Raw genomic sequence first — 16,113 nt, 5'->3', positions numbered from 1 at the left:
TACACAATTCAAAATTGAAGTTTTGAGGAAAATAACCGTCACTTATCCAAATGGCGGCGAAGTATTGCAGAAGGGAAAAACAAACACCATTACCTGGACTTCAGAAAACATTGATCAGGTGAAAATAGAATATTACGATTTTAATAATAACTGGATTGAAATTGCTAGCGGAATTGATGCTGCTGTTGGCAAATTCGATTGGCAGATACCCGAAGAAATTTCTATTAATGGAAAGATCAGAATAGTTTCTATGAATAATCCTTTGATTAATGATGAAAACGATGCTTCCTTTGGAACGAGGATCTTGAAAATAATTTCACCTAATGGTGGTGAAAGATGGGGATGGTTAACAAGCCAAAAAATTGAATGGTATGATAGTGATAAAAATATAAGTGGTAAATTAATTGAATATTCCTCTGATAATGGAGTAACATGGAATTTTAAGGCAGCCTATCAAGGTGAAACAAATGACATTTATCAATCACAAGTGAAAAGTGTAAATTGGATGCCTAGTAGTAATGCTTCAACTCAATACAAAGTTAGAATTACAGATCGGTTTCATACAAATTTAACCGATGAAAGTGACGCGACTTTCGAAATCTTTACTCAACCAATAATCCTTTCATACCCAAATGGAGGCGAAGAGTTTTTAGACAGGGAAACCATAAATATTACTTTTATTGTTCAAGAAAATATCAAGATGGTTAACATCTTGTACACTACCGATAATGGAATAAACTGGAATGAAATTATCTCCAACTATGATCTAAGTGCTCCAACACCATTCAATCTAAAAGAATATCAATGGAAGGCTCCCCGAATCTACTCGAATAATTTTAAAATACAAATAGTTGATGCCGAAAATGAACTCCTAAATGATATTAGTGATAATACTTTTAAGATTTCTGAGAGAAAAGTTCAAATTATCTATCCAATAGGAACAGAAATATATTCACCAAGCGAGCTTTATTCGACGGGTGGTTTCACTTTAGGCCGCTCAAATCTCGTGATGGTCAAAGTAAAAGTTTTGGATAGATCCGCAAGAGTTAACTGGGGTTACTGGACTTGTAATCGCCAGTATGAAGTTTCCGGTCAACAAGTTGATAGTAACGGCGAAATCAATTTTGGTTTGGTAGTTGATGAATGCCATATCGGAAACATGGGTGTTAGTGTTTGGCATGCTTGGAGAGAAGATTATCCGGAGGAGCGGGATGTTGTAAGTGTTTTAGTTAAACCTCATCCATTCAAGATTACTTCCCCCTCTTTTCGAGAGGTGATTATTGCTGAAAAATCATTTACTATTAAATGGGATTTAGTTGATCCTGAAGTAGAGAAAATTAAAATTGAATTATACACTCCTAGCCATGGAATTATTGAGTTGGTTGATAATTATCCTGCCGAAAGCGGTGAATTTATTTGGAATGTACCTAAATCATTGATTGGGATTAACAATGCTCGATTGCAGATATCTGATGCAAGTATGCCTACCTATTATAAATCGGTCTTTGAATTATCAATTGCCTTCGGAAGAGAAATTGTTATTGAATCACCTACAAATAATCAAGTCGTTTTCGGAGGTAGTGTTGTGCCTATAAAATGGACCAGTTTAAATGTTTCGAATGTAATAATTACTTACGGCCCATTTATTAATTCCGATAATGAAATTGCTACTGTTAATTCTGCAACATCCCCAATTTATTCGGGAAACTTTAATTGGACTGTTCCTGATGTTAGAAGTGGGTTTTATGTTTTGAGGATTTCCGATATCGACAATCCCGATACCTATAAATATAAAAGTATCACTATAAAAAATCCTAAAGTATCGCTGCGGGAAATACAAAGTATCTTATTTGTCGGTGATCATATTAATATTTACTGGAATACTGATGATCTAGTTCAAAAAGTTAAAATCAGTTATTCAATTGACGCAGGCTCTACATGGACATCAATAGGTAATTTCAGTAACTTAACTCTAAATGGCAATGACCAACATAGGGGAAGTTGCGACTGGATTGTTCCGGAACAGATTACTCAAAATCTTATCTTTAGAGCCGAAGCTGATAATGACGCAAATGTTTTTTGTCATTCAAACTTATTACAAATAAAATATCCGGAATTAAGCTTTACTTCACCAGCAAATGGTGCAAGGTTCAAAAAAGGGGAGACAGTTCGCTTTGAGTGGAGAGAGGAGGGATACCAGATAGGTTCCTTTGAACGTTTTCGATTAGAACTGTCAACTGATAATGGCTCTACTTGGTGGCTTACAAATGCAGATCTGAGTTTTTCATCAAGGTTCCATCTGTGGCAGGTACCTAGCCTTTTAAAGGAAACAAAATATTTATTCAGAATTACCCTGAATAAACCCAATTTAACCTATAGAGATAACTTAGTAGAAATAATAGTTGAGCCGGTTGAAAGAAGAGTTATTTTATCCGATGAGTGGAAGACCCCCCTCAATATTATTGAAGGATCAGCACCAGTTCAAATTGTTAATGAATTAGATATTGGTTCAAGAGAAAACACTCGCGTTAAAGAAGCAATATTTAGAGTACACGCCGATTCGGAGCCCGATTCAATTAAACGAAAATTTAAATTAACATATGAAAGAGTTACTAGTTTTGCACATTTTCAATATCTTGAACGTGATGGACTTCAATTACGATTAGTATACTCTCCGGGGGGGGCAAGTATTACAACTAATTTTCTTCGCGGTATTAAATTGCAATATCTTGGCGATCCGTATAAGCTTGATGGGGTTCCGGCATGCTCAATTTCACTGGTGTTAATTGATGAGGATTCCAGTAATGTTCTCTCAAGAGATTTAACTTTTACATCGGTTAATTCGGCTCCGGTAATTAGCGATAATAACAGCCCGATAAACTTAAAATACTATATTGGTCAAGCCCCTCTTAATCTTCTACCCAATCTCTCTATTAATGATGATCGAAATCTGCGTCTAACAGCAGCACTAGAATTAAAAGTAAGTGAAAACCATTCTAGCGATGAGGATATATTAGGAAATCAAAACTCTCCTAATATAACATCGGAATTCCTGCAGCAACAGGGCAGGTTAAAAATAATAGAGAATGGTAAAGCTCCCCAAGAATTGATAAAGCTGGCTCAAAAAGGAATTTATTATTTAACCGATGGTGGAACGAGATCTCTTAATAAAAGGAAAAGAATCGATATCCAATATTTTGATGATTACAATGAGGGTAGTAACATACTGACTAAGTATGTCGAGGTTTTAGCTCCCGGCACAACTGCCACAAATTTAACTCCTCCGGTGGATTTAAGGATCGAATATATTTTTGGAGGACAGATTAAAGTTAGCTGGAAGGATCCGAGCGGTAAGGCAAATGGGTTTATTGTTTATAGAACATCTCTCAGAATTTCTTTACATGTCTCACCAACAACCAATTTTGCTGATGAGGAAGCTATTGCCGTTATTGGAGCTGATCAAAATGAATTCATTGATCAAACAACTCAAGAAGGGTATACTTATACTTATCGTGTGGCTTCATTTAATGAAGTTGGAATTTCTGATTTATCTCTACAAAAACCTTTAACTGCAAATTATGCAATTAAACCCCCGACTAACCTAAAGTATAAGATTAATTCATTGAACGGTATTGAACTCCAGTGGGATGACAACTCCTCACTTGAAGATGGTTTTTTAATTGAGGTAAGAATTACAACCGGTGCTCACTTTGCTGAAATTCAAAGAACCAAAAAAGATGAGAATTTCGCTGTTGTCAAAAATCTAGAGTACAATAAAAAATACTTCTTCAGAATAAAAGCCTACTCTAAGAATTTATTCTCAGAGGAGAGTAATGAAATAGAAGTAATGCTTACACCAACTGATATTGAACTTGAGAAATTTTTACCAAAAGAATTTTTACTCTCTCAAAATTATCCAAATCCTTTTAACCCGGAAACTATAATTAGTTATCATATTGCTAAAATCAGTAACGTGAACCTAATTGTATATGACCTCTTGGGGAGAAATGTTGCTCAATTAGTCGATAATGAGGAACAATATCCGGGAATTTATAATGTAAAATTTATAATGAATGATGAGTTAAATAGATTATCTAATGGAGTTTATTTTTACCGACTACAAGCCGGTGAATTTGTCTCTGTTAAAAAGATGATATTGATGAAATAGGATTTTTCGAAGAAGTGAAGTCCTTTTGGGTTGGGGGGACTTCCTTATTGAATTTGAGAATAGCAGATGGAAGTATGTAACTAAACTATTGGTACTCTACAATGGGTAAGATTATTCCATTGCACTTTTTAGGGATAACATAATTGGTTTTTTGTCATAAAAATGTTCTTGAATATTTCGACTGAGGTGAATACATGAGAATGTAATAAAATAAAAAATATTCACCGAGGGTATTTATGTCCAAAACAATTACTCTTCGATTAAACGAAGAAAATTATAAGGTATTTAGGAAATTAGCAGATAGAGATAATAGACCTATTTCTAATTTTATTGAAACTGCTGTCAATAGATTCATAGAGCATAATGTATTCGTTGATGAATTTGAGATGGAAGAAATTCGCAGCAATTCAGAACTGAATAAAAGTCTGAAGCGTGGTTTGGTTGATATGAAGTCAAAAAAGGGACGATTTTTGAATAATTATCAAATCTTTGAAACTGATGAATTTCTTAAGAAGATAACAAAAATCACAAAGAGGGATCAAATCTTCATTGAAAGGAAATTACTTCAACATATTTACCCTCAATTAAAAGAAGAGCCACACTACGACAACAATATCAAAAAATTAATGGACTACAAATCAGAAACTTGGCGTTATAGAATTGGAAAATATAGAGTTTCTATGTAATTGATGCACTTGAAAAAACCATTTATCTTCTCTCAGTTGATTTGAGAAAAGAAGCTTACTAAAAACTTTTAGAGCCTCATTTAACTTCTTAAAACATGCATTTAGTTTTTTAACATTTTTATAATAAACTTTTCTTTAAAACTCAGTACCTAGTTATGCCATAGTTGATTAATAACAAGTAACTAATTCTTTTTATTATACTTCACTCCATGCAAATTCTTAAAATCAATATCTTGCGTCCAAACAACAGAATCATTCATTACCGCTGTCGTGTAAATAATACTATCAGCCATTGGTATTTTCAATTCATGACTGAATTTTGCTGCTTGAATAGCTATCAAAGGAGTTACATCAATAACTTTAGCTTGTTGCATTAAACCTACGACTTGTATTGCAATGTTTTCATCTTTTTCTGCAAGTACCTTTTTATATACTTCGTAGATATTAATGACAGATACAATCAGTTCGTCAGTATTTTCAATTGCAGGGGCAAAAAATTTAGCGTTTTTACCATCGGTTAAATATTCTAACCAACCGGATGAATCAACCAAATTCATAGTCTATCCTCCTCTCTGGAGAGATTGGTGTCCATCCCTTTCAGAAAACCACGTGATTCCTTAATATTTTTGAGAGGGATAAATTCAATTCTCTCCCCAAATTGAAAAATCTGCATCCTTTGACCAGGTTTTAGTTTTAATTTATTACGAATTTCTTTTGGTATTACAACTTGATACTTGGGTGATATTTTGACAGTTGTCATATATTCTCCGATAATCTTCTACAAATAAAATATCGATAAAAATAACGTATGTCAAATAATGTCGATATTACCAATATGCCTATAGAGCTGTTTACATTATAGCGGGGCGTTCATCAGCGGTCAAGCATGCCCGCCGTTTCTTTACCCGCCCTGTTGTTTGGCGAGGTTTACCCGCCCTGTTGTTTGGCGAGGTTTACCCGCCCTGTTGATTGGCGGGTGTGGCGGGAACCATTTCATGACCGAATCATACTGTCATTTCGAGTCCGCACTGCACTTGGGTATTATTGGCTGACGAGAAATCTTGATGCTGCAAGAATGTTAATGATTTCTCAGTTGTTTTGAATGAAAGGGAATTGAACTTCTTCGAAATGACAAAAACTTTTTTTGGGTGGTCAAGTCTATCCACCCGCTCTATGGCGGACCTGTCCGCTTGTTTTGTAGCGGTATCAATTCGTCATCCCGAGTTTATCGAGGGATGAGGATCATTTCGCATGTCTCGATAACAATAACTAATATCACTCCAACTCGACATGACTAACATCTTTTTGATTTTTAAAGTGATCAACTGAAAAGATTTCTCAGTCGTCTTGAATTTAAGGAAAGGCACTCCTCCGAAATGACAAGGTAGAAGTTATAATGTTATTCTTCTTAGCTGCACACCCTCTTCTTTACGAACCCATATTCTACATTCAATATTCTAAACTTGTCCGCCGGTATTGAGGCAGACTTGTCCGCCGGTATTGAGGCGGATTCTACATTCTTAATTCCTCTCGAAGCACACTCCACCCCTAAATATTATCGGATGACGCTGATTAATTGTGAATAACTTTAGTTGAAGAACTATTTTTTCAAATTTCTGATATAGTCTTCTGCTGTAAAAAAATCTTCCACAATTATTTCATTCCGATAATAACATACCCCGAAGAAATACTTTTTTAATACAACTAAAAATTTCCCTTCTTCGTATTTGTAAATTTTTGCGGAATTACTTCCCACCCTAATCCCTTTGATGAAATCGGTCGATTCATCAAAAGTAGCCCTCTCTTTCAATTTATTGCCCCATTAAAAAAATACTGCTAAATGAATACTGTTGCGAACTTAAAAAAAATAAATTAAAAAACATCATACTAAATGTTTATAAGACTAAATATCTATCACTTTTTTATTCTTTTCATATATGTTAAGGTTACCTGAAACCATACTTCAATCATCGACCATATAAAAAAGGTTAAACTGGTTAAATCTAGCTATTTGAAAATATATTATTAGACCATAAATCTTAAACTATTTAGAAAGAATTTACTAATCCGTATCAATAATAGATGCTATTTTCAAACTTCAATCTATTGATATAATCTTCGGCTATGAAATAATCTTCTACAATAAATTCTTCTGTTGAATAATGTATCCCCAATTTATACTTCTTTATTACTACCAGATATTTCTCTGAACTATTCTGAAATATCTTAACAGAAGAATTACCGATTCTTATTCCTTTGATTAATCTGTTAGTGCTATCGGTGTGAACAGCTTTTCTATTCAAATGACCCCCACTTTGATCCCATTTCAATATAATAGTAAAAATACTATTGTTCAAATCATTTTTAGTTAACGAAAATTATTTTTGTATAATTATACAACTAGTCTTCTACTAAAAATATTTTTGTAAAAATTAAAACTATTTACAAAATTTTAATTTACAGTTAAACAATTTTTTTATAAATTCATATTTGTAATTTGCATTTCGAGGGCATCGAAATCTTACCGAAAAAATCTTATTTTTATTCTAAAGTAATGTGACTTACTCGGCGGAGCTGTGTTTGCAATTTTGATATTACTCATAAATTATTGATAGTAATTATAAGCCATCCATAAATAGGCGTTTACAATGAAAAAAATAAACTTAATTAATTCTATATCTCTATTTGTTTTTATTATGATAATTCACGCGAACAATATCCAAGCCCAAACTCAAGGCGGGACATTCTTCGTCGATAAATCCACTCCCAATTTTACACTTCACGCTAATGAAGGTAAGAGGGAAGCTATAGTGGAAATTAATTTTGAAAAGCCCTTTAATGAAAAACCGGTTGTACTCGTCTCACTCAGCTTGATTGATCTTCAAGGAGAAAAGTTTGAGGTCGATACAAATCTTAAAGGCACTCAAGAATTTGAAACCAGAGGATTAAAAATCGCTACAGAAGCCACGGGAGTTTCAAGAGATGGTTTTGTTCTGAAAATTGTCGTGTGGGGCAATACCAAAATCAACGCTGCCGGGGGCAGCTGGATAGCGTTTAAATAAAAGAGTAGTTATTGGTTGTCATTAGCTTCGCATCATTAGGTTGTGAGTGTCTTGAATGACTATGAATCACTACCAATGACTATAAATGACGATTTTCCTTTCCCATTCCGTCATTTGCTTCGCGTCATTTAATTGTCATTAGCTTCGCGTTATTAGTCGTAATTTAGTGTAATAACAATGAATGACTATAAATAACTAAATTGTTATCAAATACCGATAATAACTACCAATGACTAAACAGCTATCACATACCAACAATGACCATTAATGACTATAAATGACAATAAATAACTGATCTGCTCTCAAATACCAATAATGACCTCACTGCTATCAAAAATTCGAAATGACGATAAATGACCCAATGACTACTAATGACCCATTAACCACAAATGACTACTGACTACAAATGCCTTACTCATCCTTATTATCAAAATTATCTCTAATTAATACATAGGCCTCTAATGAAAGAAACTTTAGTTAAAAAAATTGAAGACAAATCAGTAATTATTGGCATCATCGGTCTTGGTTACGTTGGACTCCCATTAGGACTGACATTCGTTGAAAAGGGAATTAAGGTTATAGGTTTTGATATCGATGAGAAGAAAATACCAATACTAAATAATGGTGCTTCATATATAAAGCACATTCCCTCTGAAAGAATTAAAAAGGCGGTAGATTCAAAATTATTTGAGGCTACCTCTGACTTCTCACTTCTAGCCTCTTGCGATGCTATTTTAATTTGCGTTCCTACTCCGCTCGATGAGCACCGGGAACCGGATATTAGTTATGTTGAGAACTCAGCTATAACAGTAGCGCAATATTTAAGAAAAGGGCAGTTGGTAGTGCTTGAAAGTTCAACCTATCCGGGCACCACCGAAGAAATCTTACTCCCATTATTTGAAAATAAACAGGATGATTCTCTTGTCATTCCGAACCCACGTCCTGGCGGGGGTGCTTGCCCGCCGTTGCGGGAGGAATCTTTACATGTAAACTTAAAAGTCGGCCATGATTTTTTTCTCGCGTTCTCTCCCGAGCGTGAAGATCCCAACAATCCCGATTTTGAAACAGCCACTATACCTAAGGTGGTGGGCGGTGTAACTCCACCGTGTCTTGAAGTTGCATGCAAATTATACGATCTGGTTATTGTTAAAACTGTCCCCGTATCTTCTCCCAGAGCTGCAGAAGCAACAAAACTGCTTGAGAATATCTACCGATCGGTTAATATTGCCCTCGTTAATGAACTAAAGATGGTTTTTGATAGAATGGAGATTGATGTTTGGGAAGTTATTGAGGCGGCAAAGACAAAACCATTTGGTTATCATCCATTTTATCCGGGTCCAGGATTAGGCGGGCATTGTATTCCGATTGATCCGTTTTACCTTACATGGAAAGCACGTGAGTATGATATTTCAACTAAGTTCATTGAACTGGCAGGTGAGATTAACACATTTCAACCCTACTATGTTGTTGAGAGAACGAGAGATTACTTAAATGAGAAGCTGAAAAAATCTTTGAGCGGTTCGAAGGTATTGATTCTTGGGGCGGCCTACAAAAAGAATATTGATGATATGAGAGAATCCCCGACATTAAAGCTTATTGAGATTCTAAGAGCAAAAGGGGCAGAAGTTGATTATAATGATCCATTCGTTCCTAAATTACCACCGTCGCGTAAATATAAATTTGATATGATAAGTATAGAACTTACAGCCGAAAATCTCAGCAGATATGATGTTGTACTATTAAGTACCGACCACGATTTTTATAAAGAGAACTCTAAACTAATAATTCAAAATTCAAAATTGATTCTGGATACTCGAAACGCTCTTACGGGAGAGAATGTTTATAAGGCGTAGAATTTAGAAGTAAGAAGTAAGAGGTAAGAAGTAAGAATATGCTAAGAGCTAAATGCTAAACTCAATACTCTATACTCAATACTCAGTACTCATTCCTCACCCCTCACTCCAATCGCTTTTGAAAACGAGGAATTAGTGCAGGCAATATTCTCAAAGCCTAAACATTGAGAGGAAGAGTGATTGAGTAGTATAATTATAAATAATGAATTAAGAATTAACGATTATGAATTTAGAATTATGAATTAGCTGATAGCTAAAAACTTTATTCTATAATATCCGCCAGTCAATAGGATGATTCTAAATTCTAAATTCGATCTTCTACCTATTCAGCATTATAACTGTTAATAAACAATTACTCCAAATAGCAACTGACCTAATATTTTTATTATATTGATTATTAAATAGAGAAACAAAATGGTAACAATTATTAAAAAGGGAATGCATAGAAAAGAAATACTTTCATTACTCTCTCAAAAAAGTAGTAAAAAGAAAAAGACTATTGACTTAAAAAAATATTGCGGGACTATTAATCTGAAAGTTGATCCTCTCAAGATGCAGAAAAAGTTGCGTGATGACTGGAAGTAGCATTCTAAAAGTTAGCAATTACATTTTATTTATTAAGCATTAAAGAGCGATAATACTATGAATCAAAAAGAAATTATAAAAAAATTAAGTTCTTATAAAAAAGAATCTGAATATCATAAAAAAATTAAGCAGATAGGTTTGTTTGGTTCATTTGCGAAAAACAACTACACAAATCAGAGCGATATTGACGTTTTTGTTAAATTGAAACCGGCTGAAATGTTTACTTTAATTGGAATAAAGAATGATTTGGAAAAATTATTCCAAAGGAAAATTGATATAGTGGCTCTTAGACAGAATATGAATAAAGTACTTTTAAATGAAATAAAGCAAAATGGGATTTATGCATAAAAGTAATTTACTATTTGAGATAATGAACCAAATAATAAATTCTACTGAAATTATCCAAAAGAGAATTAAGCCGATCAAAAAACCTAATGATTTTTTAGTGAATGATAGAAGTCTTGAAAGATTAGACTCTCTTTGCATGCAATTGATTGCTCTAGGAGAAAGCATAAAGAACTTAGAGAAAGTTGCCGGAAAAACGTTTTTAAAAAACTATCCCGACTTTGAATGGAAAAAAGCCATGGGGATGAGAGATATAATATCACATCATTATTTTGATTTGAATACCGAAATTGTCTTCCAAGTATGCAGAGATGAAATTCCTAAACTGAATAAGATTTTGAAAAAGATAATTGTTGATTTTGAAAAATAGATACAATGTTAATTCCGGTGGCAGTCAAGAACCATTTCTTGACTGATACTATTTACCCGCCTATTTTATGGTGGGTGTGGTGGATTCATAAGCCTACTCTTGTCTGCCGTGGCTGATTCTTAATCCATTTAAACAATTAATAACCTAGCTCCGAAAAACTAATACATGGCACTCGAAGAAAAATATAATACTCTTAGTAAAATATTCTGGGATTACAACGTTAAACTGTTGCCACTGGATAAGATTATAAACAAACAGTTAGATCTCATTGATGAGTATGAACCTAATTTGGTAGTTACTCGAATGCTCGAAAGATTGGATTGACCAGCCCCCAATAGAAGATCCAGTTTAAAGTTAGTAAATTAGGATCAGAGGAAGAAGTCAAAGAATCGGATACTGAACTTGATTTTTTACTTAAAGAATCCATTGAACTAAAAAATATTTTAGGCTCAATCAACTCTAAATCAATAAAACGTAATAATTAACATTAATATATAATTTCTCCTTTATCCTTTATAATTTATAATTTCTCATTAATCACAACCTGATCTCTCATGAAAAACTTCGCCATCACCGGTGTTGCCGGTTACATAGCTCCCCGGCATCTGCAGGCAATCAAAGATACCGGCAACAATTTAGTCGCGGCACTCGACAAAAATGATTCTGTTGGAATACTCGATCGTTACTTCCCAAGTACCAGCTTTTTTACTGAGTTTGAACGGTTCGAGCGATATCTTTATATGCTGCATAAAAAGGCGGAAAATGAGAGAGTTAATTATGTATCTATATGTACCCCAAATTTTCTGCATGATTCACATATTCGTCTTGCTCTAAGAATAGGAGCTGACGCTATTTGTGAAAAACCACTTGTCTTAAATCCTTGGAATCTTGATGCGCTGCAAGAAATGGAAGAAGAAACCGGGAAAAGAGTTTACAATATTCTTCAGCTAAGATTGCATGATTCGGTGATTGCCCTAAAAAATAAATTGGATCTTCAACCAAAGCCAAACAATACCAAACACAAGGTAAAACTCACCTACATAACCTCCCGGGGATTGTGGTATGACTTCTCCTGGAAAGGGGACATTGCAAAATCTGGTGGTATCGGGACTAACATCGGTATCCACTTTTTTGATATGCTAATATTTCTATTTGGTAAGGTTAAATCCCACTCCCTTGAAATCTCAGAAAATAGAAAAATGAAAGGCACTCTTGAGTTGGAAAACGCCGATGTTGAATGGTTCTTGTCTATTGATATAAATGATATCCCGGTTAAAGAAAAAACAGAGGGTAAAAGAACTTTTAGATCGATTCTGATTGACGGTGAGGAGTTTGAGTTTTCTGAAGGATTTACTGATCTTCATACAAAAGTTTATTTAAATGTTCTCAATGGTACTGGATTTGGAATTGAAGATGTGAGACCTTCAATAGAATTAGCTCATAGGCTCAGAGGAAAAAACACCCATTGACCATGAATTACTACCAATGACTATGAATGACTACATTGCTATCAGAAGTTACAATGACGATAAATGATGATGAATCACGACTTTCCTATCCCACCTGGTCATTTACTTCGTGTAATTGGTTGCCATTAGCTTCGCGTCATTGGTTGTAATTGTCCTTAATGACTATGAATAACCATAAATAACTACCAATAACCATTAATGACCTCACTGCTATGAAGAATTCGAAATGACAATAAATGACCTCACTGCTATGAAGAATTCGAAATGACAATAAATGACCTCACTGCTATCAGAAATTCGAAATGACAATAAATGATGATGAATCACGACTTTACTATCCTACTTGGTAATTAATTATAAATTAGAAATTGTAAATTATAAAAATGAATGCTGGAGTTGAGAATTTGCTTTTTGGATTATATGGAGCCTAAAGTAGTTAAAAAAATATTTAATAAATCAATCACTTTGAAAAACAATTTATCCATTATAATTTATCATTTATAATTTCCCATTTATCATTTTTAATTCAAATCTATGAGTAAAATACTTAACACTGGTGGGGCGGGCTTGTCCGCCTCATTTCGACCCTTTGATTCTATTTAAGGAGGACGATGAATATATTAGTTACTGGAGGGGCGGGCCTGTCCGCCGGTTTTTTGGCGGGCCTGTATGCCACCTTTTTTGGCAGAGTTGGTTCAGCTACATTAATAAAGTGGTTTGATAAATGAAAAATTCAAGAATATATATTGCTGGACATACTGGTATGGTTGGTTCTGCCATCCATAGGAAATATCAAGCCGAAGGATATCAAAATATAATTACTGCTGATTTCCCAGGTTTAAATCTGACCCGTCAATCAGAGGTAGAATCTTTTTTTGAAAAAGAGAGACCAGAGCAGGTTATTGTTGCCGCAGCTAAAGTTGGTGGCATCTTAGCTAATAATACTTATAGGGCTGAGTTCCTTTACGATAATCTGATGATTGAAGCTAATATCATTCATTCTGCATATAAATATGGTGTTGAAAAATTACTTTTTTTAGGCAGTTCATGTATTTATCCTAAAATGGCACCCCAACCTTTAAAAGAAGAATATCTTCTATCTGACTATTTGGAATACACTAATGAACCTTATGCTATAGCTAAAATTGCCGGAATCAAATTGTGTGAAAGTTACTATAAACAGTATGGCTCAAATTTCTTCTCAATTATGCCAACAAATATGTATGGACCATTTGATAATTATAATTTAGAAACCAGTCATGTCTTACCGGCTTTAATTAGAAAAATTCATGAGGCAAAAACTCGTCATACTGAGCTTGTCGAAGTATGGGGAACCGGAACACCGAAACGTGAATTTTTATATGTTGAAGATTTAGCTGACGCGATTTTTTATTTAATGGACAAAGTTGAAGCAAAGGACCTTTACGAAAATGGCTTAACTCATATTAATGTCGGTACCGGTAAAGATTTAACCATTGCTGAACTTGCTGAAATTATTAAAAAAGTTATCGGATTCGATGGTAAAATAGTTTACGACACTTCAAAACCTGATGGTACTCCCAGAAAATTAATGGATGTATCGAGACTTCACCAGCTTGGTTGGACACATTCAACTAGTCTTGAAGAGGGGATTAAAAAGGCGTATGAGTGGTTTCTGAAAAACTTGGAAGCAAGTAATTAGCGGACTGCGTAAAGCGTCCAGTTGAAAAGGTGAAATGAAAACGAATGTTAAAATAAAGACTTTCAGAGATTTGATGGTCTGGCAAAAGAGTCACGAGCTTACATTGGAGATATATAGAATTACATCAAAATTTCCTGCAGAAGAAAGATATGGCTTGACATCTCAGTTAAGAAGGGCAGCTTACTCAATCCCTTCGAATATTGTAGAAGGGCATTCATAAAAATCAAGGAAAGAATTTTTACAATTCTTGAATATTGCCAAAGGATCATTAGAGGAACTAAAGTATTTTATAATCTTATGTTCTGATTTAAAGTATTTAGATGACATCACTAAATATAAGTTGGAAGAACAATCTGAAGAAGTATCGAAAATTTTATATTTCTTTACGAATTCATTGAAGATTACTGAACACTGACCGCTGAACGCTGACAACTGAAAGCTGAAAGCAGAACACTGTTCGCCTAAAACATGATAAGGAAAATATTTTAATGAGCAAAAAGAAAGCACTGATCACTGGCATCACCGGGCAAGATGGAAGTTATTTAACCGAAATTTTACTTGAAAAGGGTTATGAAGTCCATGGAATGATGAGAAGAGCAAGTTCATTTAATACCAAACGAATTGATCACCTATACAACAACCCGGAGATTTATAATAAGTCACTATTCTTACATTATGGTGATGTTGTTGATACAAGCAGTATCCATAGATTATTAGAAAAAATCGCTCCTGACGAAATTTACAATCTTGCAGCACAAAGTCATGTAAAAGTATCTTTTGATATACCCGATTACACAGCCCAAGTTGACGCTCTTGGTACATTGAGGTTCTTAGATGCAATACGAGAATCTGGTTTGATAAAACACACAAAATTTTATCAGGCTTCAACCTCAGAACTTTATGGTAAGGCTCAAGAAATACCGCAAAGTGAAACAACTCCTTTTTATCCGAGGTCACCTTATGGTGTTGCAAAACTTTATGGCTTTTGGATTGTAAAAAATTATCGTGAAGCTTATAATTTATTTGCTTGTAACGGAATTCTTTTTAATCATGAATCTCCAAGACGTGGCGAAATATTTGTAACAAGAAAAATTACAATGGCCGCGGCTAAAATAGTTTTAGGTCTTCAAGATAAATTAGTTCTTGGTAATCTTGATAGTAAAAGAGATTGGGGTTATGCACCCGAATACTGTGAAGGTATGTGGAGAATTTTACAGCATGATCCTCCTGAAGATTTTGTTCTTGCAACCGGTGAAACACACACTATTCGTGAATTCTGTGAATTAACATTTAGAGAATTGGGCATCGAACTCGAATGGCAAGGTGAAGATGTGAATGAAGTAGGAAATGTGAAAAGCCTAGATAAAGCCAAACTTAACAATCTATTAGCGAACTGCCTCCAGCTTTTAGAAAAAGATCTCGGCACTGAACGTCGAAGGCAGATAGCTGACCACTTAACGCTTAACGCTGAAAATATTCTTAATTCTGAAGTTATTTCTATCAGTCCAAACTACTTCCGTCTTACTGAGGTTGACCACCTAATTGGTAATGCTTCTAAAGCTGAACAACAGTTGAATTGGAAAGCTGACACAAAATTTGAAGAGTTAGTGAAGATTATGGTCTCTTCAGATATTCAGATGGTTTTAAAAAAAGGTAATTAATGGCAAAAATTCTTATCACTGATGGAGCAGGTCTGTCCGCCTCTTTCCAAAAGGTTAAACCATTTCTTATACTTATTTTATATAGATGATCATGAAGATACTTGTAACGGGTGGGGCGGGCTTGTCCGCCTCATTTCGAGCCGTTGATTCTATTTAAGGAGGACGATGAAGATATTAGTTACTGGAGGGGCGGGCCTGTCCGCTTCATTCCAAAAGGTTAAATCATTTCTTAT

The 16,113-nt window shown here is 34.4% G+C and carries 17 protein-coding genes; 13 read left to right on the top strand and 4 right to left on the bottom strand.

Features of this window, described 5'->3' with window-relative positions; translation table 11 throughout:
- The first annotated feature begins 1,159 nt into the window (after nucleotides 1–1,159).
- Both KF816_10180 and KF816_10175 read left to right on the top strand, forming a co-directional pair.
- Complete coding sequence (locus KF816_10180) at nucleotides 1,160–4,168, top strand: fibronectin type III domain-containing protein (GenBank protein MBX3008382.1); 3,009 nt, start codon at nucleotides 1,160–1,162, stop codon at nucleotides 4,166–4,168.
- A gap of 236 nt (nucleotides 4,169–4,404) precedes the next feature.
- Nucleotides 4,405–4,854 carry a hypothetical protein gene (locus tag KF816_10175; protein ID MBX3008381.1) on the top strand — a complete coding sequence of 150 codons (450 nt, stop codon included), beginning with the start codon at nucleotides 4,405–4,407 and terminating at the stop codon, nucleotides 4,852–4,854.
- 182 nt (nucleotides 4,855–5,036) lie between these two features.
- Here the strand turns inward: KF816_10175 and KF816_10170 are convergent, their stop codons facing one another.
- The 4 genes from KF816_10170 to KF816_10155 form a co-directional block, all read right to left on the bottom strand.
- Nucleotides 5,037–5,411 carry a type II toxin-antitoxin system VapC family toxin gene (locus KF816_10170; protein MBX3008380.1) on the bottom strand — a complete coding sequence of 125 codons (375 nt, stop codon included), beginning with the start codon at nucleotides 5,409–5,411 and terminating at the stop codon, nucleotides 5,037–5,039.
- Nucleotides 5,408–5,614, bottom strand: coding sequence for an AbrB/MazE/SpoVT family DNA-binding domain-containing protein (locus tag KF816_10165; protein ID MBX3008379.1), 207 nt, complete (start codon nucleotides 5,612–5,614; stop codon nucleotides 5,408–5,410). The genes KF816_10170 and KF816_10165 overlap by 4 nt, the downstream gene beginning before the upstream one ends.
- 840 nt (nucleotides 5,615–6,454) lie before the next feature.
- Nucleotides 6,455–6,664: a hypothetical protein gene (locus KF816_10160; protein ID MBX3008378.1), complete on the bottom strand. Its 210-nt coding sequence runs from the start codon at nucleotides 6,662–6,664 to the stop codon at nucleotides 6,455–6,457.
- 262 nt (nucleotides 6,665–6,926) lie between these two features.
- The gene (locus KF816_10155) at nucleotides 6,927–7,157 is read right to left on the bottom strand and encodes a hypothetical protein (protein ID MBX3008377.1); all 231 of its coding nucleotides are present in this window, start codon (nucleotides 7,155–7,157) and stop codon (nucleotides 6,927–6,929) included.
- A 345-nt stretch (nucleotides 7,158–7,502) separates the two neighbouring features.
- On the opposite strand from KF816_10155, the gene KF816_10150 reads away from it, so the two are divergent.
- From KF816_10150 to gmd, 11 genes are all read left to right on the top strand, one after another.
- Nucleotides 7,503–7,916, top strand: a complete 414-nt coding sequence (locus tag KF816_10150) for an H-type lectin domain-containing protein (GenBank protein ID MBX3008376.1) — start codon at nucleotides 7,503–7,505, stop codon at nucleotides 7,914–7,916.
- Nucleotides 7,917–8,377: 461 nt separating this feature from the next.
- Nucleotides 8,378–9,769, top strand: coding sequence for a nucleotide sugar dehydrogenase (locus KF816_10145; GenBank protein ID MBX3008375.1), 1,392 nt, complete (start codon nucleotides 8,378–8,380; stop codon nucleotides 9,767–9,769).
- Nucleotides 9,770–10,183: 414 nt separating this feature from the next.
- Nucleotides 10,184–10,354, top strand: a complete 171-nt coding sequence (locus tag KF816_10140) for a hypothetical protein (protein MBX3008374.1) — start codon at nucleotides 10,184–10,186, stop codon at nucleotides 10,352–10,354.
- Nucleotides 10,355–10,411: 57 nt separating this feature from the next.
- Complete coding sequence (locus KF816_10135; protein ID MBX3008373.1) at nucleotides 10,412–10,702, top strand: nucleotidyltransferase domain-containing protein; 291 nt, start codon at nucleotides 10,412–10,414, stop codon at nucleotides 10,700–10,702.
- Nucleotides 10,695–11,069, top strand: coding sequence for a DUF86 domain-containing protein (locus tag KF816_10130; protein ID MBX3008372.1), 375 nt, complete (start codon nucleotides 10,695–10,697; stop codon nucleotides 11,067–11,069). The genes KF816_10135 and KF816_10130 overlap by 8 nt, the downstream gene beginning before the upstream one ends.
- Before the next feature lie 165 nt (nucleotides 11,070–11,234).
- Nucleotides 11,235–11,393 (top strand): hypothetical protein, encoded by a 159-nt coding sequence (locus tag KF816_10125; protein MBX3008371.1) that lies wholly within the window; start codon nucleotides 11,235–11,237, stop codon nucleotides 11,391–11,393.
- A gap of 230 nt (nucleotides 11,394–11,623) precedes the next feature.
- Nucleotides 11,624–12,538 carry a Gfo/Idh/MocA family oxidoreductase gene (locus KF816_10120; protein ID MBX3008370.1) on the top strand — a complete coding sequence of 305 codons (915 nt, stop codon included), beginning with the start codon at nucleotides 11,624–11,626 and terminating at the stop codon, nucleotides 12,536–12,538.
- A gap of 724 nt (nucleotides 12,539–13,262) precedes the next feature.
- On the top strand, nucleotides 13,263–14,219 hold the full coding sequence (locus KF816_10115) for a GDP-L-fucose synthase (protein MBX3008369.1): 957 nt from the start codon (nucleotides 13,263–13,265) through the stop codon (nucleotides 14,217–14,219).
- 34 nt (nucleotides 14,220–14,253) lie between these two features.
- Nucleotides 14,254–14,439, top strand: coding sequence for a four helix bundle protein (locus KF816_10110; protein ID MBX3008368.1), 186 nt, complete (start codon nucleotides 14,254–14,256; stop codon nucleotides 14,437–14,439).
- A 27-nt stretch (nucleotides 14,440–14,466) separates the two neighbouring features.
- Nucleotides 14,467–14,634, top strand: a complete 168-nt coding sequence (locus KF816_10105; GenBank protein ID MBX3008367.1) for a four helix bundle protein — start codon at nucleotides 14,467–14,469, stop codon at nucleotides 14,632–14,634.
- A gap of 73 nt (nucleotides 14,635–14,707) precedes the next feature.
- Nucleotides 14,708–15,880 carry a GDP-mannose 4,6-dehydratase gene (gene gmd, locus KF816_10100; protein ID MBX3008366.1) on the top strand — a complete coding sequence of 391 codons (1,173 nt, stop codon included), beginning with the start codon at nucleotides 14,708–14,710 and terminating at the stop codon, nucleotides 15,878–15,880.
- Nucleotides 15,881–16,113: the final 233 nt, after the last annotated feature.

It is taken from the genome of Melioribacteraceae bacterium (assembly GCA_019638015.1).
Lineage (GTDB): Bacteria > Bacteroidota > Ignavibacteria > Ignavibacteriales > Melioribacteraceae > JAHBUP01.
Note: the sequence above shows the minus strand (reverse complement) of the source record. Positions and strands in the feature narration are given on the sequence as shown.